General features: G+C 61.5%; 22 protein-coding genes, 1 tRNA gene and 3 pseudogenes. 15 read left to right on the forward strand and 11 right to left on the reverse strand.

The annotated features are described in order from the left end of the window. Nucleotides 1-73: 73 nt before the first annotated feature. Nucleotides 74-889 (forward strand): pyrroline-5-carboxylate reductase, encoded by an 816-nt coding sequence (gene proC, locus NKI25_RS30505; protein WP_352589249.1) that lies wholly within the window; start codon nt 74-76, stop codon nt 887-889. Between the two features lie 147 nt (nt 890-1036). Here the strand turns inward: proC and NKI25_RS30510 are convergent, their stop codons facing one another. Together NKI25_RS30510 and NKI25_RS30515 are read right to left on the reverse strand one after the other, a co-directional pair. Beyond that, nucleotides 1037-1195, reverse strand: a complete 159-nt coding sequence (locus NKI25_RS30510) for a hypothetical protein (RefSeq protein WP_352589246.1) — start codon at nt 1193-1195, stop codon at nt 1037-1039. Continuing rightward, nucleotides 1188-2513 (reverse strand): NAD(P)H-dependent oxidoreductase, encoded by a 1326-nt coding sequence (locus tag NKI25_RS30515; protein WP_353000211.1) that lies wholly within the window; start codon nt 2511-2513, stop codon nt 1188-1190. The genes NKI25_RS30510 and NKI25_RS30515 overlap by 8 nt, the downstream gene beginning before the upstream one ends. A 163-nt stretch (nt 2514-2676) precedes the next feature. On the opposite strand from NKI25_RS30515, the gene NKI25_RS30520 reads away from it, so the two are divergent. The 6 genes and pseudogenes from NKI25_RS30520 (at nt 2677) to NKI25_RS30545 (ending at nt 6762) form a co-directional block, all read left to right on the forward strand. Beyond that, entirely contained in the window at nt 2677-4032 is a 1356-nt protein-coding gene (locus tag NKI25_RS30520) for a pilus assembly protein TadG-related protein (RefSeq protein WP_348625932.1), read from the forward strand. 26 nt (nt 4033-4058) lie between these two features. Beyond that, nucleotides 4059-4478, forward strand: a complete 420-nt coding sequence (locus NKI25_RS30525) for a TadE/TadG family type IV pilus assembly protein (RefSeq protein WP_352571642.1) — start codon at nt 4059-4061, stop codon at nt 4476-4478. Further along, complete coding sequence (locus NKI25_RS30530) at nt 4468-4872, forward strand: TadE/TadG family type IV pilus assembly protein (RefSeq protein ID WP_353000213.1); 405 nt, start codon at nt 4468-4470, stop codon at nt 4870-4872. Before NKI25_RS30525 ends, NKI25_RS30530 begins: the two co-directional genes overlap by 11 nt. A 174-nt stretch (nt 4873-5046) precedes the next feature. Then, nucleotides 5047-5928 (forward strand): YihY/virulence factor BrkB family protein, encoded by an 882-nt coding sequence (locus NKI25_RS30535; protein ID WP_352571644.1) that lies wholly within the window; start codon nt 5047-5049, stop codon nt 5926-5928. A gap of 86 nt (nt 5929-6014) precedes the next feature. Further along, nucleotides 6015-6156: pseudogene (locus tag NKI25_RS30540) on the forward strand (SDR family oxidoreductase); the annotation flags it as partial. Between the two features lie 102 nt (nt 6157-6258). Next, nucleotides 6259-6762 carry a DUF2314 domain-containing protein gene (locus NKI25_RS30545; protein ID WP_352577524.1) on the forward strand — a complete coding sequence of 168 codons (504 nt, stop codon included), beginning with the start codon at nt 6259-6261 and terminating at the stop codon, nt 6760-6762. A 70-nt stretch (nt 6763-6832) separates the two neighbouring features. Here the strand turns inward: NKI25_RS30545 and NKI25_RS30550 are convergent, their stop codons facing one another. From NKI25_RS30550 to NKI25_RS30570, 5 genes and pseudogenes are all read right to left on the reverse strand, one after another. After that, nucleotides 6833-7594, reverse strand: a complete 762-nt coding sequence (locus tag NKI25_RS30550) for a glutamine amidotransferase (protein WP_023677421.1) — start codon at nt 7592-7594, stop codon at nt 6833-6835. An 86-nt stretch (nt 7595-7680) separates the two neighbouring features. Next, nucleotides 7681-8682 carry a rhamnose ABC transporter substrate-binding protein gene (locus NKI25_RS30555; protein ID WP_023677420.1) on the reverse strand — a complete coding sequence of 334 codons (1002 nt, stop codon included), beginning with the start codon at nt 8680-8682 and terminating at the stop codon, nt 7681-7683. Nucleotides 8683-8728: 46 nt separating this feature from the next. Further along, on the reverse strand, nt 8729-9193 hold the full coding sequence (locus NKI25_RS30560) for an ABC transporter permease (protein WP_353000215.1): 465 nt from the start codon (nt 9191-9193) through the stop codon (nt 8729-8731). A 163-nt stretch (nt 9194-9356) separates the two neighbouring features. Beyond that, a pseudogene (locus NKI25_RS30565) lies at nt 9357-9554 on the reverse strand (ABC transporter permease subunit); the annotation flags it as partial. A 306-nt stretch (nt 9555-9860) separates the two neighbouring features. Then, nucleotides 9861-10046, reverse strand: a pseudogene (locus tag NKI25_RS30570) (ATP-binding cassette domain-containing protein); the annotation flags it as partial. A gap of 232 nt (nt 10047-10278) precedes the next feature. Between NKI25_RS30570 and NKI25_RS30575 the strand changes: the two are divergent. Together NKI25_RS30575 and NKI25_RS30580 are read left to right on the forward strand one after the other, a co-directional pair. Continuing rightward, nucleotides 10279-11562, forward strand: coding sequence for an ROK family transcriptional regulator (locus tag NKI25_RS30575; protein WP_352577521.1), 1284 nt, complete (start codon nt 10279-10281; stop codon nt 11560-11562). 191 nt (nt 11563-11753) lie between these two features. After that, nucleotides 11754-11954 (forward strand): CsbD family protein, encoded by a 201-nt coding sequence (locus NKI25_RS30580; protein WP_023719429.1) that lies wholly within the window; start codon nt 11754-11756, stop codon nt 11952-11954. 294 nt (nt 11955-12248) lie between these two features. Here the strand turns inward: NKI25_RS30580 and NKI25_RS30585 are convergent, their stop codons facing one another. Together NKI25_RS30585 and NKI25_RS30590 are read right to left on the reverse strand one after the other, a co-directional pair. Beyond that, the gene (locus NKI25_RS30585) at nt 12249-12908 is read right to left on the reverse strand and encodes a hypothetical protein (RefSeq protein ID WP_353000217.1); all 660 of its coding nucleotides are present in this window, start codon (nt 12906-12908) and stop codon (nt 12249-12251) included. Between the two features lie 338 nt (nt 12909-13246). Next, nucleotides 13247-13564: a hypothetical protein gene (locus NKI25_RS30590; RefSeq protein WP_352503586.1), complete on the reverse strand. Its 318-nt coding sequence runs from the start codon at nt 13562-13564 to the stop codon at nt 13247-13249. 51 nt (nt 13565-13615) lie between these two features. Between NKI25_RS30590 and NKI25_RS30595 the strand changes: the two genes are divergently transcribed. After that, nucleotides 13616-14209 carry an SOS response-associated peptidase gene (locus tag NKI25_RS30595; protein ID WP_352457048.1) on the forward strand — a complete coding sequence of 198 codons (594 nt, stop codon included), beginning with the start codon at nt 13616-13618 and terminating at the stop codon, nt 14207-14209. Nucleotides 14210-14308: 99 nt separating this feature from the next. Here NKI25_RS30595 and NKI25_RS30600 read toward each other — a convergent pair whose 3' ends face one another. Next, entirely contained in the window at nt 14309-14854 is a 546-nt protein-coding gene (locus NKI25_RS30600) for a group I truncated hemoglobin (RefSeq protein WP_352457047.1), read from the reverse strand. Between the two features lie 1216 nt (nt 14855-16070). After that, nucleotides 16071-16145, reverse strand: a tRNA-Thr gene (locus NKI25_RS30605). A 160-nt stretch (nt 16146-16305) separates the two neighbouring features. On the opposite strand from NKI25_RS30605, the gene NKI25_RS30610 reads away from it, so the two are divergent. The 5 genes from NKI25_RS30610 to NKI25_RS30630 all read left to right on the forward strand — a co-directional run bounded on the left by NKI25_RS30610 (nt 16306) and on the right by NKI25_RS30630 (nt 20489). Beyond that, the gene (locus NKI25_RS30610) at nt 16306-16518 is read left to right on the forward strand and encodes a hypothetical protein (protein WP_352571653.1); all 213 of its coding nucleotides are present in this window, start codon (nt 16306-16308) and stop codon (nt 16516-16518) included. A 157-nt stretch (nt 16519-16675) separates the two neighbouring features. After that, nucleotides 16676-17968 (forward strand): UDP-N-acetylglucosamine 1-carboxyvinyltransferase, encoded by a 1293-nt coding sequence (gene murA, locus NKI25_RS30615; protein WP_023677408.1) that lies wholly within the window; start codon nt 16676-16678, stop codon nt 17966-17968. Nucleotides 17969-18269: 301 nt separating this feature from the next. Then, nucleotides 18270-18704, forward strand: a complete 435-nt coding sequence (locus tag NKI25_RS30620) for a DUF2948 family protein (protein WP_023677407.1) — start codon at nt 18270-18272, stop codon at nt 18702-18704. Nucleotides 18705-18708: 4 nt separating this feature from the next. Next, nucleotides 18709-20001 (forward strand): histidinol dehydrogenase, encoded by a 1293-nt coding sequence (gene hisD / locus NKI25_RS30625; RefSeq protein WP_352577518.1) that lies wholly within the window; start codon nt 18709-18711, stop codon nt 19999-20001. A 2-nt stretch (nt 20002-20003) separates the two neighbouring features. Then, complete coding sequence (locus NKI25_RS30630; RefSeq protein ID WP_292663977.1) at nt 20004-20489, forward strand: UPF0262 family protein; 486 nt, start codon at nt 20004-20006, stop codon at nt 20487-20489.

Raw genomic sequence — 20489 nt, forward strand, 5'->3', positions numbered from 1 at the left:
TCACGGTCCCAACAGGGCTTCCCCGCCCTGCCGCGAACGTCTATGGGGAAGCCATCTCTATGGGAGGCTTTCGATGACGATCAGGCTTGTTCTCGCCGGTTGCGGCAATATGGGCTATGCCATGCTCTCGGGCTGGCTGAAAGCCGGCAAGCTCGCTCCGGCTGCGGTGTTCGTGGTCGAGCCCAATGCCGAGTTGCGCAAGCGTGCCGAAGCACTGGGCTGCGCTGCTGCCGCGGATGCCGGCGCCATCCCGGCGGACGCCGTGCCGACCGTCGTCGTCATTGCGGTGAAGCCGCAGGTGATCCGCGACGTGACGGCTGGTTACATCCGCTTCAACGATGGCCGGACCACCTTCCTCAGCATCGCCGCCGGAGCGCCGGTGGCCACGTTTGAAGGTATTCTCGGCGACCGCGCGCCGATCGTGCGCTGCATGCCCAACACGCCGGCGGCGATCGGCAAGGGCATGATGGTGGTGTTTTCCAACAGGCTGGTTTCCGACGAGACTAAACGCTTCGTCGCCGACCTGCTTTCGGCGGGCGGGCAAGTGGCCGATATCGACGACGAAGCCCTGATGGATGCGGTGACGGCGGTTTCCGGGTCGGGGCCGGCGTATATCTTCCATTTCATCGAAGCGCTGACCGTGGCCGCCGAGAAGGCCGGCCTGCCGACCGGGACTGCCAAGCTCTTGGCCATGCAGACGGTCTACGGCGCCGCCTCGCTGGCCGCCGAAAGCGGCGAGGAGCCGGGCGTGCTCAGACAGCAGGTGACCAGCCCCAACGGCACCACGGCTGCGGCCCTTGCAGTACTGATGGGCGAGGACCGGCTGACGCGCCTGCTCACCGAGGCGGTGGAAGCGGCGCGGCTGCGGTCTATCGAGCTGGGGAAGTAGGGCTTCTGGGGGAGCCGGTCGGCGGTGATGGCCGACCGTTCCTTTCGGCAATAGCAACCGGTAGAAAAGCCGTTACGCGGCGTTCCTTCGCGCCCTCCACTGTCCTGCCGACATCAAAATCGCGATAGCCTAGAATGTCGACAGATATCAGCGATGTCCCCACAAGTCGTCGATCTCGTCCTTGTTCACGGGCCGCCCGTCTTTGCCGGCTTTGGCTTTGAGATCATCGGCAATGGCCGCGAGCCGCTCTGCCAGAGAAGGGCGTCCATTTTCCCGCTTCAACTCGGATTCACGGACCTCAGCCATCACCAAGATTCCCATACAGCATCTCGTCCTGCAGCCGGCGCAAGGCGAACAGCCTGGTCGTCGGGTCGGGCGCGGCATTGTCGGCGGTGAGCAATTCGCCTTTCCTCACCGGTTTCAGCACCTTGCCGCCTTCGAGCAGACCGACCGGCACGGCGCGATGGGCGCGGGCCTGTTCGACGGTCATGGTCCAGGAGCGGTAGCAGGTCTCGCCGATCGCATCGAAAACCTCGCCTGCCGCCAGATCGCGCTTGGCCACGGCGCAGACCTCGGCCACCGGCCGCGGCAGCGGCACCATGTCGGGCTTGCCGTAAAGCGCGATGCGAGCGGCCGTCAGCGGCACTTCCAGCGAGGTCAGATGGTAGGGCCTGAAGAAGCTGTAATAAGGGCCGTGGCCGATATGCAGATCGTCCATGCGCTCGATGATGCGCGGATGCGTCGCCTCGACGATGACGAAGACACCGGGCGCCACCCCCTTGCCGACGGTGTAGTCGACGACGCCCTTCTTCGACAGGATGCCGCCCTGCTCGCGCGGGATCAGCACCTTGACCAGCTCGTCGCGATCGGCCTTGGGGCCGTGCATGCCGGGAACGTCGGGCACCAGCCCGGTGGCGTTGGCAATGGCGCACATCTCGACCATGGTTTTCGAGCCGTCGACGAACTCGACCAGCATGCGCGGATTCATGTTGCGGCGCAGCGCCTCCTCGCGGTAGTCGTCGGGAACGGCGTCGTGGTTGAGCGGGTTGTTCTTGCCCTTGCCGGCGGAGACGATGGTGTAGCCGAGCGCCGAGGCGAACTCGATCAGCTCCATGCAGCTCGACGGCTCGTCGCCGGCACCGACCGAATAGACGACGCCGAGCCGGTCGGCCTGCTGCTTCAGATAGCAGCCGATGGTGACGTCGGCCTCGACATTCATCATCACCAGATGCTTGCCGTGCTGCATCGCCATCAGGTCGAAATCGGCGGCGACGCCGGGCTTGCCGGTGGCGTCGATGACGACATCGATGAGCGGATTGGTGACCAGCATCTCGTTCGAGGTGATGGCGATCTTGCCGCTTTCGATCGCCTGGCCGACCTTCGAAGCGCTGTCCGCTTCGGCCGCCATCGCCTCATCACCATAGGCGATGCGGATGGCGTCACGCGCCGTATGCGGACGGCGCGTCGAGATCGCGCAAACCGAAATGCCCGGCATCAGCATGCCTTGCGTCACCAGGTCGGTGCCCATCTCGCCCGAACCGATAACGCCGATGCGCACCGGGCGGCCTTCCGCGGCGCGCTTGGCAAGATCGCGGGCAAGCCCGGTCAAGGCGACATTGGTCATACTGGAACGTCCACTGCTTTTTGATTTGAAGCGGGAATAGCAGGGAACGGCAACCCATTGCCAATCGAAACCGGCCGCGGCGGTCTTTTCTTGCGCATGACCCCGGAAACCAGAATTGTTCCTATGAAGACATGCTCCCGGCCGAAGGACTAACGAGGGTCCTGTGGCGCCAAAGGCCCGCGTTGAAGCGGCGGAACGGGCCGTTAAGCCCGGATGGATCGCAGCCAAGAAATGTACGGAAATTCTTAGTCATTCTTTTATGCAATCCTGCTTTAATAGGGAAATGGACTGGCGTGCCCGCATTTTTAGGTGTTTTTTCCGCGCTATGCGACCGATCGGCGAGAGCGGCAACGTTGCTACTATTTTTGCTCTGTCTTTGCCGATTGTCGTCGGCGGTGCGGGCCTTGGTATCGAGACTTCCTATTGGTATTACAGCAGCCTGAAGCTACAAGCGGTGGCGGATGCGGCGGCCTATGCTGGCGCTTTGGAAAAGGTTTCGGGATCCGACACGCCAAAGATTGTCTCCGCAGCGACAGCGTCAGCGACCACGAACGGCTGGGGACCGTCAGCAGGTACAATAGAGGTCTTCTCGCCTCCGTCAGCCGGTCCAAATGTCGGAAAAAAGGCGGTTGAGGTAGTCGTTCATCAGAACCTCGATCGGTTCTTTACGTCGATATTCACGCAAAACGCAGTTGGCGCACAAGCAAGGGCGGTGGCTCTTATTACGGATGCTTCAAAAGCCTGCATTTTGACGGTCGATCCTTCCGCTTCGAAAGCGGCGCTCTTTTCCGGCAGTTCGACCACAAAACTGACAGGCTGCTCCGTCATGTCGAATTCGATAGCTCCGGACGCCATCAAACTTCAGGGATCGGCAAGCCTTGATGTCGATTGCCTGATATCGGCAGGCGGTGTTTCGTTGAGCAACGTCGTGAAGACCGTTTGCGCCAGCCTGATAACTCAGGCGCTGCCCGCTGCTGATCCTTTTGCCGACCTGCCGGCGCCGCCGGCCACGAACCCTTGTCAAAACGGCAATCAGTCAACCTTGCAACCTGGAACATACTGCAAGGGGCTCAGCTTGAGCGGCAATGTAACCCTCTCGCCCGGGATATACGTCATTGAGGGAGGCGATTTCAAAGCGAGCTCGAATGCAAATATTTCCGGCGAGGGTGTCGTCATTTATCTGGCCGATACCTCCGGCGTTAGCATGAACGGCACGGCGACCGTCAAGCTCAGCGCACCGACGTCGGGCACCTATTCAGGTGTGCTGTTCTATGGCGACAGAGCCAACCTGGCGGGATCCAACACGTTTAATGGCACGGCGGATTCGCTATTGACCGGCGCTCTGTATTTTCCAACACAGGGCGTCAATTATCTCGGCAATTTCTCGGGCAAAGGTGGTTGCACGCAGGTCGTCGCAAGTACCGTGCAATGGTCCGGCAACGCAAACATCATTCAGGATTGCACGAGCCTTGGAATGCGAGACATTCCGGCCACGCAAACCGTTCAGCTTGTCGAGTAGTTTTCGTGGATCGGCTACAAGTCCGGATGTTCCGGAGTGATTCGGGTGTTGCCGCGGTAGAGTTTGCGCTGGTTCTGCCCATCCTTTGCCTGGTACTTCTTGGCATCATCGACGGCTGGTCTTTTGTCTCGAGCGCATTGTCGATGCGTGCAGGCGTCAAAACCGCGGCGAACCTCGTGATGCAAGGAGCAGTCGAGGATACGACCATCCAAGCTGTCGCTCTTTCGAGCTGGGAAAACCATCCTGATGGCGCGCAGGTGGCAGTGAGCCGGAAATACATGTGCGGGAACATCGTGGCCGATCCATCGGTCCTGTGCGACACTTTGAAAGCCCCCTCGGTCTTCCTCGTAATACAGGCGACAGCCACCTGGTCACCGCCCTTCAGTTTTGGCGCGTTTTCCCTCTCGCGCGAACTCAGTCATCAACAGGTGATTCGTGTCCGCTAAGTCGAGAGCTTTCACGGGGGATGCATCAGGCGGAGCTGCATTAGAGTTCGCGCTGATCGCGCCTTTTCTGATAATGCTTTTGATCGGCATCTTTGCATTCGGCTGGGCTCTGAACGCTATGTCGAGTGTTCGGTACATGCTGGAAACGTCGTCACGTGCGCTGCAAATGAAGAACTCGCTGACTCAGGCCCAGATCCAAGCCATTGCCACGGAAAAATTACTGGATTTGGGATTGAAAGACGTCGACGTAACAATAGCAATCGACGTCGCCAGCGGCGGCTTTCGCATGGCACATCTGACCGCCCAATATGCGTTCGTGATCGAGTTCCCGTATTTCAACCGATATCCGATACATTATCAGACAACTGTCACAGTTCCCCTGATTGCATCGTGAGCACGTCCCCGGCCAGTCGAGCGGCACCTTTCGCAGGATGTTCGCTGCACGCCGCCTTTATAGGCGATCGCCTTGTACGGCGTGCCGTTGCCGGCTTTGTTCCGGCCGAGCCCCCACCCCTCGCCCAGCGCTGCGCCGCCGCTACTTGTTTGTTGACAGGCATGCGAGGCCTACATGTGGAATTTGGCAGCAGAGGGCTGGAGGCTCCTCAAGCAGAGCGTCATCGGCTTCATCGACGACAATGCGCTGAGCCATGGGGCGGCGATAGCGTTTTATGCCACGACCTCGCTTGCGCCGATCCTGCTCATCGTTGTCGCTATTGCCGGCATGGCCTTCGGGCACGAGGCGGCGCAACTCGCCCTTTCGGCACAGATCGCTGGCCTGATGGGGCCGCAAAGTGCCGAGCTGCTGCGAGCTACGATCGAAAACGCCTCGCAGAAGGAAGCCGGAACCCTCGCCAGCATTCTGGGGCTGGTCACGCTGTTCGTCGCCGCATCCGGCGTGTTCGGCGAGATGCAGCTGGGGTTGAACGAAATCTGGAAAGTCAAACCGACCGGGGCAACGATTTCACGAATGGTTCGGGCACGCATTGCAAGCCTGGGCCTGGTCGCCGCCCTCGGTTTTCTGCTCCTGGTGTCGCTGGTCGTAAGCGCTGCAATTTCGGCGCTCGGAGAAGTCATCAACGCCTACCTGCCGTTCGGCACCATCATCCTGAGCGCCATCAACGGGATCGTCTCGTTTGCCCTGATCACGCTGCTGTTTGCCGCAATCTACAAGGTGCTGCCGGACCGCAGCCTGCAATGGCGCGATGTCGGCATCGGCGCCGTGGTCACCGGGTTTCTGTTCACCATCGGCAAGTCGCTGATTGGCTGGTATATCGGAACCAGCGCCATCTCATCGTCATACGGCGCGGCCGGCGCCCTGCTCGTCGTGCTGTTATGGGTCTATTATTCGGCCGAGATATTTCTGCTGGGCGCCGAATTCACGCGAGCCTATTCGGTTCGACACGGCAGCCGGTCCGATTTGAAGAACAAGGTGGAATCGCATGACAAATGAGTTCACGCCGAAATTCGACCTCGCCGGCAAGGTGGTGCTGGTCACCGGGGCCTCGCGCGGCAGCGGCCGCGCCTGCGCACTCGCCTGCATGTGCTGGCCACATTCCGCTCGGCCGCATCGGCGACCCGATCGACGTCGCGGGCACCGTGGTGTTCCTCGCCTCGCCGCCGGCGTCACTGATCACTGGCGCGAAAATAATTGGTGGATGGCGGTTGGTCGGTAGCGTGATAGGACTCTTTGGCTGGTAGTGCGACACCGCTTCGCGAGCGCCGTCTCCCCACACCAGGAAGAAGCGCGCGGACTTCGCAAGGTTAGTCCAAGAGGTCTTTTATGAGCGAAAAATCTCAATCGAACGGTGAATTCGACGAACCGCGGAATGAGCCACTCTTCGCGGCTATCTCGCAGACAGACCCCGCCTTCCTAGCAGCTTACGATCGCGCGCTTGCGAGTGTGCCGACATTTGTCGAACATATCGAGGGAAATGCAGATGCCTTCTGTTCCGCGAAGCTTCGGTTTCGCGATCCCGACGAGTCCGTACGTCTTCGGGAGGACCACTTTGTTTTCCTTTGGCTTGCCGCTGTGCATTATCATGCTGAGGAGCGGCTATTTTCAGGTGCGTTTTTCGAGGTGCCACCCGAGCTTCAGAAATGGCATCAAGTCGGACAGCGACTTTCGTTTGAAGGCGATGATATTTTCGATTGGATGGTTCTCGACGCGGGGCACTTGCAGGGGGGATTCACATTACGTGTAACCCGAGACAAGCTTCCTGAGAAAGATCGTGGCTCATACGATCGATACATCGGGGTTTCGGTTTATCAGCCACTGCCGTCCTGATTCAACGCATGCTTGATAGCCTGGTCTTTCGTTGGAGGATTGGGCAGCCGCACTGGTCAAACCAGCTTTCTCATCCATCGCCGGCGAGCCAACCGACCATGTTCGCCATCAGTCTTCCGTAGAACGGCCATCCGAGGAAATCCTGCGAGAGCCAATGCGGGCCGATATCGGTTGCCCAGGCAATCGTGCGGCCGCGGCCATGGCTACCGACGGCAAGGAGCGGCCAGTCGGTGCCGCGATGGTGGCAGGTCGCCAGAAGCCGGGACGAACCGTCGCGCCTGAATTCCAGCTTGTTCATGCCGAGAATCGGCGGCAAAGGCCCCTCCACCCCGGAAAAAATCGGATGTGACGACTGCAGGATGGAGGCCTGCACGCCTTGCGGCACCTCCATGCCGTCGCAGTAGGGTAGGCAACGGACCGGCAGAACGTCCTCGACCGGGGTGTCGTGGAAACGCGCCGTCCCGAACATGCCCTGAAAGCCCATGTAACCGCCGGCCAGCATCAGCCCGCCGCCACCTTCGACATAGGCCTTGAGCACATCGAGGCGGTTGACGCCGACACGCCCGGCGCGGGCATCCGGCGTCACCAGCAATGTCAGGGCGCCGACGTCGGAGATCACCACCGCCTGATATTGGGCGAGCCCATCGAGGTCATAGGGAAACGCCGCGCTGCAACGCTCGCCGCCGATCTGCGTGACCGCGATGCCTTCAGTGGCCAGCGCGGCATTGAAGGCCGTCGCACCATTTGTCGAGGCCGCACTTGTAAGCACGTCGCTGCCGATGGCAACCGAGGTCGTCGCTGCAAAGGTTTCGCCTGCAAGCAATATCTTCATTGCCGCCCCGCACTGTTTTCATTCGAGAGGTTTTTAGGAAGGGCGCCGGATGGACCGGCGCCCCCTAGAACTCAAGCTCTATAGGATCAGAATTTGAACTCGGCCAGATTTTCGGGAGTCACGATCTTGGCCGGACCAAGGATCAGTTCGCCGCCGGCGCCAATCGTGTATTCGCCGAGCCTGCCTGCCGTGAACTTCTCACCCTCCTTGCCGGTGATCTTGCATTGCGCAAACGCCTGGGCCGTCTGATAAGTAAGATAGCCAAGATCGGTGACGTTCCACCAGATATCCTGAGCCGCTTCGTCCTTGATGTATTTCGAGATCAGAGTGGCCGGCGCGAGCCCGGTCAGCTTGACCTTGCCGATCATGCCCGCTTCCTCGAGTGCACGCGCGGCCGCCGGAAGGCCGATGCCTGCCGGGACGATGATCACCTTGAGATCGGGAAACGCCTGCACCAGCGCCAATGCCTGCTGCTGGTTGATCTGTTCGCTTTCTTCGCCATAGGCCACCTGCACCAGCTTCATTTTGGAGAACTTCGGCTCGGCCGCCATCTTCGCCTTCATGAAGTCGATCCAGGCATTCTGGTTGGTCGCCGTCGGCGTCGACGACAGGATCGCGAATTCGCCTTCACCGCCGCTGAGGGCGAATGCACTTTCGAGCATCATCTCGGCGAGGCTGTCGCCCTTCACCTGATTGACGAACACCGCACGCGCATCGGCGGCCACATCGGAGTCATACGAAATCACCCTGACCCCCTGCTGAACGGCGCGCTTCAGCGCAGGCGCGACGGCATTGGCGTCGTTGCCGGCAATTGCGATGACTCCGACCTTCTGCGACACGAGGCTGTTGATGAATTCGATCTGCGCCTCGGCGGTCGCCTGCGATGGGGCGACCTGCGTAGCGGTGCCGCCAATTTCCTTGGCTGCCTCTTGTGCGCCTCCGAAGGCCACTTTGAAGTAGGGATCCGTGTCGAGCTTGGGCAGGAAACCGACCGTTACGGGTTCCTTGGCGCACTCCTGGCTGAAGGCCAGCGAGCTTGGCGCAAGCAGAACCGCGGATGCGAGCAGGGCTAATCTAAACGCTTTCATTGTGACTCCTCCGTCAAAATTCGGGCTTGAAGGAAGGGGCCCGAGATCACCCCTTTGTCTCGCGCATTGCGCGGGATCTGCTGAGCATCTCCTGTGTGGAGCGCCAGTAATTGCCGACCAGCAGCGAGCCGATCAGAAGCAGGCCGATGATCATGCCCTGCGCGTCGCCACCGATCTGGTTCAGCGCCAGCACGTTGCGGATGATGGCGATCAGGACCAGTGCCAGCATGACGCCGGTCAGGCGGCCCTTGCCGCCAAAGACGCTGACGCCGCCGAGCAGCACGATGGTGATGACGTCGAGCTCCATGCCGAGCGCATTGTTGGCGCGGGCGTTGGAAAGGCGCGCGGTATAAACGATGCCGGCTATCGCCGCGACGACGCCCGAGACGACGAACAGGTTCAGCACCATCCGGCGCGTGTTTATGCCGGAATAGCGCGCCACTTCGGGGCTGCCGCCGAGCGCGTAGATGCGCTTGCCGGTCGGCGTCTTCTGCAGCACGACCGCAAACACCGGCGCCAGCACCAGAGAAGGGCACGATGGTCCACGGTATCTCGGTGCCAGGCAGGTTGTTGATGCCGAAATCGACGAGCGCGGGCGGCAGGATGTTGACCGAGCCGGTGCCGAGCAGGATGTAGCCAATGCCTCGGTAGAGCGCCATGGTGCCGAGCGTCACAACCAACGACTGCAGTCCAAGGCCCGAGACCAGATAGCCGTTGAAGGCGCCGAGCAGGCCGCCGATGACGAGCGTCAGCGGGATTGCGGCAAGCGTCGGCACACCGGCCTGGACCAGCAAGCCAAAGACGACGGAGGTCAGCGCCAGCACCGAGGCGATCGACAGGTCGATCTCGCGGGTGATGATGAGCAGCGTCATCGGCAGGATCAGCAATGCCTTTTCCGAGGCGCTGGCGGCCAGTTGCGAGAGATTGAAGCCGGAAACGAAATTCGGCACGAAGATCGCGGCATAGAGGAAGATGGCCACGCAAGAGGTCGCCAGCAGCAGATCCCAGAAGTCGATCGAACGGAGGAACTTTTTCACCGCGCCCTCGCCTGTCTTGCCTGCTCGGCACGCCGCACGATGAAGGTGTCGATGCCGATGGCCACCAGGATAACCAGGCCGTAGACGCCCTGCAGCCACAGCGGGTCGACGCGCACCAGCGTCAGCCCGTTCTTGGCCGCCGGTCGGGAGATACACGCCGGCCAGCAGCTTTACGCAGGTGCTCTTGCCGGCGCCGTTTTCGCCAAGCAGAGCCAGCACCTCGCCTGAGCGCAATTCGAAGGACGCGTCCTTGAGGGCAATCGTGCCGCCGAAGGCTTTTGTCGCCTGAACCAGGGCAACGGGGACAGCCGCGTCGCTCTTCACCATGGCGTCGGCTTCGCCTAATGCGCCCAAGTGCAGCACCTTTCCTCCCTGGTCCTGTTTTTTCAATTTGCTATATTAAATGGCCGAATGCCGCAACTGGAAAATTGACTTCCATGGCCGCGAAGGGCACTGTCGCGTCGCGCACGGGTGCGATTGGAGTGCTCGACCCCGCGGCAGCCTCAAAGCTGCAAGCGGCTGGAGTGGCTCTGCGGGAATGAATGGGGAGGCGCCGGTTTTGTCCGGAAAAGGCAGCAATTCGGTCAAGGTTCGGCATTATAACGAGCGCTTCGTGCTTGATGCCATTCGCCGCCTGAAGGAGGCATCCAAGTCCGATCTGGCGCGCGCCGCAAATCTGACGCCGGCCGCGGTCGCCACCATTGTCGACGGGCTGGAATCGTCCGGATTCGTAAAGCAAGTGGGGAAAAGGTTCGGGCAACGCGGATCGCCATCCACTCTCTACCGACTTGCACCTGAGCGTATCTACAGCGTCGGCATCAAGATCGGCCGGCGCGCGCTGGAAGCCGTGCTCGTCGACTTTGCCGGCGAGGTCCGCTCGCGCGAGTCGCACGAATATCGCTTTCCGGATCCCGACATGGTGCTCAAGGCCGGCAACATGTCGCTGGCCAATTTCGACAAGCTGGTCGAGGGGCTTGGCGATGCCAGCATCGTCGGCGTCGGCATCGCCTCGCCATATTTCCTCGGCGGCTGGAGCGAAGAGCTCGGCTTTCCCGACGATCTCGGCAGCCGCTGGGAAGCAATCGATCTGACGACGTTCTTCGCCACAAAGCCGAAGACCCCGGTCTTCGTGGAAAACGACGCATCATCGGCCGCACTCGCCGAACTCATCCAGGGGACCGGCGCGCGGTTCCGCGACTTCATGCATATCTCGATCGACACCTTTGTCGGCGGCGGACTGGTGCAAGGCGGCAAGGTCCATACCGGGCCGCACGGCAACAGCGCCGCGCTCGGTCCTTTGCCGGTCTCGCCTTCAAGCCTCGATTCGGTGGCGGCCAAGCCGGCGCGCTACCAGAGCCTGCTGCATCGCGCTTCGATCTATGTGCTGGTCAATCATCTCAAATCGCGCGGCATCGAGATCAACCGTGTGCGCGAACTCGATCCCTTGCCGCCGGGGGCGCGCGAGCCGCTGTCCGAATGGATCGACGATTGCGCCAATGCGCTGGTCGAGGCGATCATCGCCATCACCTCCGTCATCGACATCGAGGCGATCGTTCTCGACAGCATCCTGCCGCGGCCGATTCATCTCGAGCTGTTGGCAAAGGTGCAGACCCAGTTCAACAGGATCAGCGCCATCGGCATCGTGGCGCCGGAAATCGTGTCGGGACAATTCGGCCCCGAGGCTTCGCCGATCGGCGCGGCGATGCTGCCGTTCTCGGCACTGTTGGCGCCCGACAGCGGCGTGCTGATGATCGGCAAGGACAGAACAATGCTGCCGGGTAGCCTTTCGAGGCTTGCCAGCCAAGGCCAACCAGCAAGAAGCTCGGCGACTTCAACGGCATAAGATAGTGCCGCGAAAGAGCATCAAGCTCCGGACATCATCAACATCAGCTCACAGTCAGGCACGGGCACGGCGGGCTTTTTGCGCCGGCACCGGAACTTTTAGCGGCCGCTAATCTTCATTCGTCACCGACATGCAATGCTGATCGGTCCGCGCTCCGCTTTAGTGCGGGCCTAGGAAGCAAGGAGGAACATATGAACTGGGATCAAATCAAGGGAAAATGGACGCAGTTCAAAGGCAAGGCGAAAGAGCAGTGGGGTGACCTCACCGACGATGATCTTGATCGCATCGAGGGCAACCGAGACCAGCTTTTGGGACGCATCCAGGAGCGATATGGCATCGCCAAGGAAGAGGCGGAGCGCCAGGTTGATAACTGGTCCAGAAGCATCAGCTGAGCCTTTGGATGCAATGCCGTTTGCTGCCCACCACCGGGGTGAAACTCTGCGTCGCCCGCCGTGCCGACTGGTGCGGTGGGCTCTTTCGACAGCGAGGCGAGCGAGGAACCTTTAGCCATATCTGATGTTCTACTTGCGTGGCGGGCTTCGCCTCGGCGTGCACCCCACCCGGAGGCGAAGGAGTGCAATCATGAACAACATTATCTGGCTGGTCGGCGCGATCGTGATCGTAATAGCCATTTTGAGCTTTTTGGGTCTGCGATAGGCCTTAGCCCTCTCCTCGACCTCTTCGATTCAGCAACGGCTCCCTCTCGGCGTGGCCTCACTGCCCGTTGCATTCAAGCAGGTCAGACTTAGGTCCCAAGCAAGATACTCCAGGATTGGACCGAAGCCCCGGCTGGGAACGTAGCCGGCTGGCTCACGTTGTGGTGAGCTTTGGCGCGACGAAGATGCGTCCGGGCGGAAGAGTTCAAGCCAGGGGAGGAGAGGCCCGACGCTCCGAACGGGCGGCGGGCCTGGGCGTAAATGCAAACGATCAGCAGGCTGTTCAATTCCCATGCCCAGGCAGCACGTGCCGTTGCGAGGCTTCAGGCTGCCGGGATTCGTCGCCGGCAAATCAGCGTGGTCGGATCTTACAATGACAATGATGAACCGATCAGCGTTGCTGGATATTACGACGATGAGATGAGCGCTCTCTGGCGAGGTGCCGTCGCTGGTGCCGCACTTGGCGCGACGGCTGGTCTGTTGGCCGGCTTCAGCGCTTTTGGAGCTCAAGACGTTGATCCTGCGGGGATGACCGGCATGGCCCTGGTCGGTGCGGCTTGGGGCGGCTTTGCCGGCGTGCTTCTCGGAACTTTTGCCAATTTTGCCCAGAAGCCGCGCAAGCCGAAGATCGCTGAGGGTGTCGTATTGGTGATTGCTCGCGTCGATGAAAGGCAGGCCGGCGCCGCGCATACGGTGCTCCGGAGTTTCGCGGAGATGCCTTCCGGGCCGATGAAGAGGAGCGCTTTGCCAAATTCAAGCCGGCTCCGCGTCCGATCTGGTGCCCGATGAAGTTTGTTTCGCGAAACGGGAATTCAAACCGGAGGCGCCCGACGAAAGCTTGGCAAACCAACACTTTGGAAGCATGCGGGCTACTTGCCGTCGTGTTGTCCTTTATTCTTACCGTTCTGTTGGTTGGTCTCATCCTTGGCTGAACCCATGCCCTTGCCACCGGCGACACTATGCCCGGCAATTGGCGAAGGTTGTGGCCAGTTCGAAGGATTAAACCATTCGTGCTAAGCGTTAATAGGTTATCGGCAAAAGTAGAGGGCGATCACGTGGACAAACGGGCTGAAGGAGACGCGGAGAAATTGGCTCGAGGCGAGTTCGAGCTCAAAGCCGAACGATATGGCGTGAACGCCTTTCTTCTCGTTGTCGAACTTGTAAATCTGCTGGAAAAGCGCGGAACGATCAGCAGCGACGACGTCGCGAAAATCGCCGAAGCCGCCGCACTTGCCGTTGCCGCATCCAGCGAACCCGACGTGAACAGCATCAATCTGTTGCAGGCCATCGCTGCCGCACGCCGGCCCAAATAGGCTTATATCAAATCCGCCAGCAATCGGCGCCAACCGATAAACGCTATGTTGAACTGATCTCGGTCGAGCGTACGGAGCCTTTCCATGTGCAATGACTACGAGCAGCACATCGCCTGGGCCGAATACTGCCGGATGATGGAATCGCTGGCGCTCAAAATCCCCAGCCATCAAACCGAATTGGATCTGCCGCAGGCGGATGACATCCACATCAACGACCCCGCGCCGGTAATGCGCGCCGCCGGCGACGCAATCGAACTGGCGTCGATGACGTTCGGCTTTCCCCCGGCCGGGCCAAAAGGCGGACCTGTATTCAACTTTCGCTCGGAGGGCCGGCAGTTCAGCAACAGCAAGCGCTGTCTCGTTCCGGCGTCGGCATTCTTCGAATTCACGGGAGCGAAATATCCAAAAACCAAGCACAGGTTCACGCTGAATGGCCATTCGTTCATGGCGATTGCCGGGCTGTGGCGCGAGGGTGTCGGCAACAAGCCGCCGACGTTCACGATGCTGACGACCGATCCGGGGCCGGATGTCGCGCCATATCACAATCGGCAAGTGGTTGTGCTGCGGCCATCGGACTGGGCGGCATGGATCCATCTGACGAAGTCCGAGGCTGAACTCATGCTGCCACTGCCGGAAGGGTCGCTCAGCGCGGAAACAGTTCGCGCAGGTTCCGAGTAGGATCCATCGGAAGACTGCGCGCGCTGAGCTACGGCCGCGCCGCATCGTCACGGCGATGCGCGCCATGCTCAGAACGAATGCCCGCGCGATATAAGCGCTTCAGCCCGGCTTGACGTAGCCGGCGGTGACCTCGTCTTTGTGGGCGGCGAAAGCTTCCAGGACTTCGGTTTTCTCAGGCTTCGGAATTTTGAAATGATCCAACGTCCGCCCGAGTTCGGCTGCGACCTCATCGAATTCCGCGGGGGAAATCCGCAGGTCGCGATGCGCCTCCTCGAGACCGAGCGGCGTCGTGCCGGGCTTGGTGGCGACGAACTTGAAGGGCCCGCCAGAAACGTCGCAGACCCACAGCGTGCGCATGAACTTAAGGCCGGGCAACCTTTCCAGGTTCTTGGTGTGCCATTTGCGCAGCTGCGGATTCTTGGACTTTTGGCCGACGATCGGGTTCCTCACGACGGCGTCGCTGAAATGATCGATCACCGCTGCGATGGCAAACACGCCGCCCAGCCGCTCATACAGACTTTTCTCGGATGTGGTTTTCTTCGTCTGCGCGAGCGCCTTGTCGACAGGCAATACCGACGTCGATGCGGCGGCCAGCGCCAGCGCGGCGACAACACTTCGTCTTGTGAGAGAAGTCGAAATTTTCATCCCTGGTTCCCTTCGAGGTTAGGCCAGAGCGAGCCGCAGCCTGTCTGGCGGGCTTCATGAAATGACATTCGGACACTTTGCCGTATTTTTAGCATCGCCTAAAGAACTAACGAGCCCTTCGCCCGAATTATTCCGATTGGGCGCATTGTCATGGTCAACATGCGTCAAAAGGGGCGAAGGCCGCGCGGATGAGGAAGGCTTAGCAGGCGTCGCTGCACGCGGCAGAGGTCGCGAAGCCACTTCGGCCGCATCTGTGCCCCTGACCTTGGGCATTTTCCTTCTGTGTCGTGTTGTCGGCGGCAATCAGCCCCGGTAGGGGGCGTACAATCGCTTCCCGCGGCTTTGCCGGCTGCTTGCGGCCAATAGCTTGTGCTTTTCGAAGATCGCGAGCTTCTGCGGATAGGTCATCCGCACCTTGCGGTTGCACCCGTCGCATCTGAAGTGCGCGATTGTTCTTAGTGCGGAGCCCTTTCTTACCGCCGGGTGTGAGCAATCCGGACATTCGAATGTGAGCGCGACATCAGATAAGTCTTCGGCCAAACCCATTTCTATCCCCTTCGCAAGCTCGGTGGCTACACTCTGGCGATCATCAATGGGCAATTCAGATGCCAATCCGATTGTGCCAATGCGGGACTAGAACAATTCGCCTCGGAACGCCGCCTAGCTAGTGCGCCTTCTCTGCGCCTTTTGAGCGACGAAGAGACCTAACTTCCTCCAGCAGTTCGCGCTCATTGGTAGTCACGTTTCGGAAGATTGCGACAATCATCACCGCCAAGGCTTCGGCATCCAGGCTTAGAGGGTCAATGTGCTCATCTGCGCAAACCTGATCAAACACGCGTTCACAAATAGCCAAATCGTGAGGGCTGAGGCGAGTGCGATTGAAACGCCGGCGCGACATTTGCGAGCCTTCGAGGCCCGCTGCCCGTGCAAAAGAAGCGGGTCTTCGCAAGAAACGCGAGTCATTGAGCGATTGTTCCCGGCTGCAAGCTTTGTTAAGCAGCCTGCAGCAGGGCAGACTAGAACGCTTTCCCCGCGCGCATCATGGCGCGTGCGAGCGCCGGGAGGTGCGCGTGCAAGACCACTGTTTCGACGAGCTTGTGCGCGTGGCACTCGGCAGATCGCGGGGCGCCATATTTTTCGGCAACCTCGCCAACCGCGCACAATCATCATCGAGCAGGTCAAAGAGGCCTTGGAAGATGCGCCAGCGAAAACAATCTGGTGCTGCGAGAGAGGATTGAACTCTCGACCTCTCCCTTACCAAGGGAGTGCTCTACCACTGAGCTACCGCAGCCGCCGATGGCGGGGCTTCTGCCATATCGAACCGGCAAGCGCAAGGCCAAGACAAAGACGGGTTGAAAGGCCGCACCGGCGATTGTTCCGGACATGGCCGTGCCACAATGTTGGCTATCCCTTGATAGCACGCTGGCGGGTCGCCGGCCGGAGACGGGACGATGAACGACAAGACGCTTTCACCAAAAAAGGATGACCCACCGAAAAAGGCCGGAACGGGCCGCAAGGACCGGCTGGCCGAGCAGTTGCGCGCCAACCTGCAGAAGCGCAAGGCGCAATCGCGCTCACGAAGGACCGGCGACGCCGACAAGCGGCGCGCTGGCGAGGCCGACGAGCGGCCGGAGGGGCTGCAGGCGGCGATGAAAAAAGATTAACGCGAATCGGCTATGTTGGTCGCCGGTACTTTGGCCAAGTCGGCGTGGGCCAAAGTGGGGAGTAGCCTGTTTCTTGAACCAAGCCGGCCAATGGTCTAGATGGCCGCAACAGACTCAACCGATTTAAACCGGCCTTGGCGCCGAGGGGACGCTCTTCATGGATCGCATCAGAATTGTCGGCGGCAACAAGCTTGCCGGAAGCATTCCGATCTCGGGCGCGAAAAACGCTGCGCTGCCGCTGATGATCGCCGCGCTTTTGACCGATGACACGCTGACGCTGGAAAACGTGCCGCATCTGGCCGATGTCGAGCAGCTGATCCGCATCCTCGGCAATCACGGCGTCGACTATTCGGTCAATGGCCGCCGCGAAAAGCAGCAGGAAGGCTATTCGCGCACCATCACTTTCTCCGCCCGCAACATCGTCGACACGACGGCGCCTTACGAGCTGGTGTCGAAGATGCGGGCCTCGTTCTGGGTGATCGGCCCGCTGCTGGCCCGCATGGGCGAGGCCAAGGTGTCGCTGCCCGGCGGCTGCGCCATCGGCACACGGCCGGTTGACCTCTTCCTCGAGGGCCTGCAGGCGCTGGGCGCCGATATCGACGTCGACACCGGCTATGTCATTGCCAAAACCAGGAACGGCCGGCTTGTCGGCAACCGTTATGTGTTCCCGAAAGTTTCGGTCGGCGCCACCCATGTGCTGATGATGGCGGCCTCGCTGGCCAAGGGCGAGACGGTGCTCGAAAACGCCGCCCGCGAGCCGGAGATCGTCAACCTCGCCGAATGCCTCAACGCCATGGGCGCGAAGATCTCGGGCGCCGGCACGGCGACCATCACCATCGACGGCGTCGAGGCGCTGTCGGGTGCCCGCGTCAGGGTGATCCCCGACCGCATCGAGACCGGCACCTATGCGATGGCGGTGGCGATGACCGGCGGCGACGTCGTGCTGGAAGGCGCGCGGCCCGACCTGTTGCAGACGGCGCTCGACATCATTTCGCAGACCGGCGCCGAGATCACGCAGACTAATTCCGGCATCCGCGTCAGGCGCAACGGCGCCGGCATTTCGCCGGTCGACGTGACGACGGCGCCCTTCCCGGCTTTCCCGACCGATCTGCAGGCGCAGTTCATGGGCCTGATGACGATGGCCAAGGGCAAGTCGCGCATCACCGAGACGATCTTTGAAAACCGCTTCATGCACGTCCAGGAACTCGCCCGGCTAGGCGCCCACATCACGCTGTCCGGCCAGACGGCGATCGTCGACGGCGTAGCGAAACTGAAGGGCGCGCCAGTCATGGCGACCGATCTTCGGGCCTCGGTGTCGCTGGTCATTGCCGGCCTTGCTGCCGAAGGCGAAACCACGGTCAACCGCGTCTACCATCTCGACCGCGGCTTCGAGCGGCTGGAGGAAAAGCTGTCTGGTTGCGGCGCGGAAATCGAGCGCATTTCGGGGTAACGATAGCAGGCTCCGGTCGGCGCTGCCCCTCGCCTGCCTGCCGGCATCTTCTCGCCGTATAGGGACGGGAAGTAGGACCGCCTCGCGAAGAATTTCGCCAATCTCCGGCGTTGCGGAGAGGGTGCCGAGGTTGCGGCCAGCCCCTACACCCGTCCCCTATACGGGAGAAGGTCCCGGCAGGGGGATGAGGGGCGGCGCCGACCGGAGCGATTGCCTGGCCAAGACCTCCGGCGCGGTTGCACGAGCCGGAAAGACCGCCTAACAGAAGGTCGAATAATCAACTCGCAGGTGCGAATTCCGCATGAATGGCCTCAAGCTTGTCGCGCTCGACGATCAGGATCTGAGCATCATCTCGGCGCATCTCCAGGATGCCGTCATGAAGGTCAGCGATCTCGAATACCTGCCTTCGGTAAAGCGCTTCGTGCTGACCATGAACCGCTTCGTGTGGGAGGCGAAATCCGGCTTCTTGCGCCAGCACAATGAGCGGCGGCAGGCCGTGCTGCATTTCGACCGGGTGCTCGGCGCCAAGACCAGCGGCATTGCCCGCGACAAGCCGGACGAAGTGCTGTCGCTGCTGGCGATCAGCTTTCTCGCGCTCGACAAGCCGGCCGGCATCGTCGAGCTGATCTTTTCGGGCGGCGGCGCGATCATGCTCGATGTCGAATGCATCGAGGCACGGCTTGCCGATGTCGGCGGCGCCTGGGAAGCGACGTCGCGCCCGGTCCACAGGGTTTGAGCCGATGGCCATCACGCTTCGCCAGTCCGACGCCGATTTCGAGCAGCGCTTTGCCGCGTTCCTGCTGACCAAGCGGGAAGTCTCGGCCGATGTCGACGCCGTGGTGCGCGAGATCATCGCCAAGGTGCGTGCCGAGGGCGACGCGGCGCTGGTCGGGTACACGCAGAAATTCGGCGGCGGTGACCTGGCCAGGCTCGGCATCGCCGTCTCCAGGGACGACATTGCCAAGGCTTATGAGGCCGCCGATCCGCAGACGGTCGAGGCGCTGAAATTCGCGCGCGAGCGCATCCGCTCCCACCACCAGCGGCAGCTGCCGCAGGACGACCGCTACACCGATGCCGCCGGCGTCGAGCTCGGCTCGCGCTGGACGGCAATCGAGGCCGTCGGGCTCTACGTGCCGGGCGGCACGGCGAGCTATCCGAGCTCGGTGCTGATGAACGCGGTACCGGCCAAGGTCGCCGGCGTCGAGCGCATCGCCATAGTGGTGCCGGCCTCCGGCGGCGAGGTGCCGCCGCTGGTGCTGGTGGCAGCCGACCTTGCCGGTGTCTCCGAAATCTACCGCGTTGGTGGCGCCCAGGCGATCGCGGCCCTTGCCTATGGCACCGAGACGATAAAGCCCGTCGCCAAGATCGTCGGCCCCGGCAATGCCTATGTCGCTGCGGCCAAGCGCCAGGTGTTCGGCACGGTGGGCATCGACATGATCGCCGGGCCGTCGGAAGTGCTGGTCGTCGCCGACGGCAGCAACGATCCGGACTGGATCGCCGCCGACCTGCTCGCCCAGGCCGAACACGATGTGTCGGCGCAGTCGATCCTGATCACCGACGACACTGCCTTTGGCGCGGCGGTCGAACAGGCGGTGGAGCGGCAGTTGCAGAACCTGCCGCGCGGAGAAACGGCGGCGGCGAGCTGGCGCGATTTTGGCGCCATAGTCCTAGTGCCGACGATCGAGGCAGCACTGCCGCTGGTCGACCGCATCGCGGCCGAACATGTCGAGCTTGCCATCGACGACCCAGAGGCCTTCCTGGCGCGAATGCGCAATGCCGGTGCGGTGTTTCTCGGCCGCCACACGCCGGAAGCCATCGGCGACTATGTCGCCGGCTCCAACCACGTGCTGCCGACGGCGCGCTCGGCGCGCTTTTCGTCCGGGCTTTCGGTGCTCGATTTCGTCAAGCGCACTTCGATCCTGAAGCTCGGGCCGGAGCAGTTGCGGGCGCTGGCGCCGGCGGCGATCACGCTCGCCAAGGCGGAAGGGCTCGATGCACATGGACGCTCCGTCGGCATTCGGCTGAACATGTAGAAATGTCCGACTACGACCAAACCCGCGCCAGACTGATCGATGTCGAGCTCGACGAGACGATCGGCCGCTCGACGCCCGATGTCGAGCATGAGCGGGCGGTGGCGATCTTCGACCTGATCGAGGAGAACCGCTTCCAGCCGGTCAATGACGACGGCGCCGGCCCGTACCGGCTGAAACTGTCGCTGGCCGAATCCCGGCTGGTGTTTGCGGTGGCGCGCGAGGACGGCGCAGCCGTGGTCACCCACATCCTGTCGCTGACGCCGCTTCGGCGCATCGTCAAGGATTACTACATGATCTGCGAAAGCTATTACGATGCCATCCGCACCGCGACGCCCAGCCACATCGAGGCGATCGACATGGGCCGGCGCGGCCTGCACAATGAAGGCTCGCAGACGCTGATGGACCGGCTTGCCGGCAAGATCGAGATTGACTTCGACACGGCGCGCCGGCTGTTCACGCTGGTTTGCGTGCTGCACTGGCGAGGCTGA

It is taken from the genome of Mesorhizobium sp. M0808 (genome assembly GCF_040320025.1).
GTDB lineage: Bacteria > Pseudomonadota > Alphaproteobacteria > Rhizobiales > Rhizobiaceae > Mesorhizobium.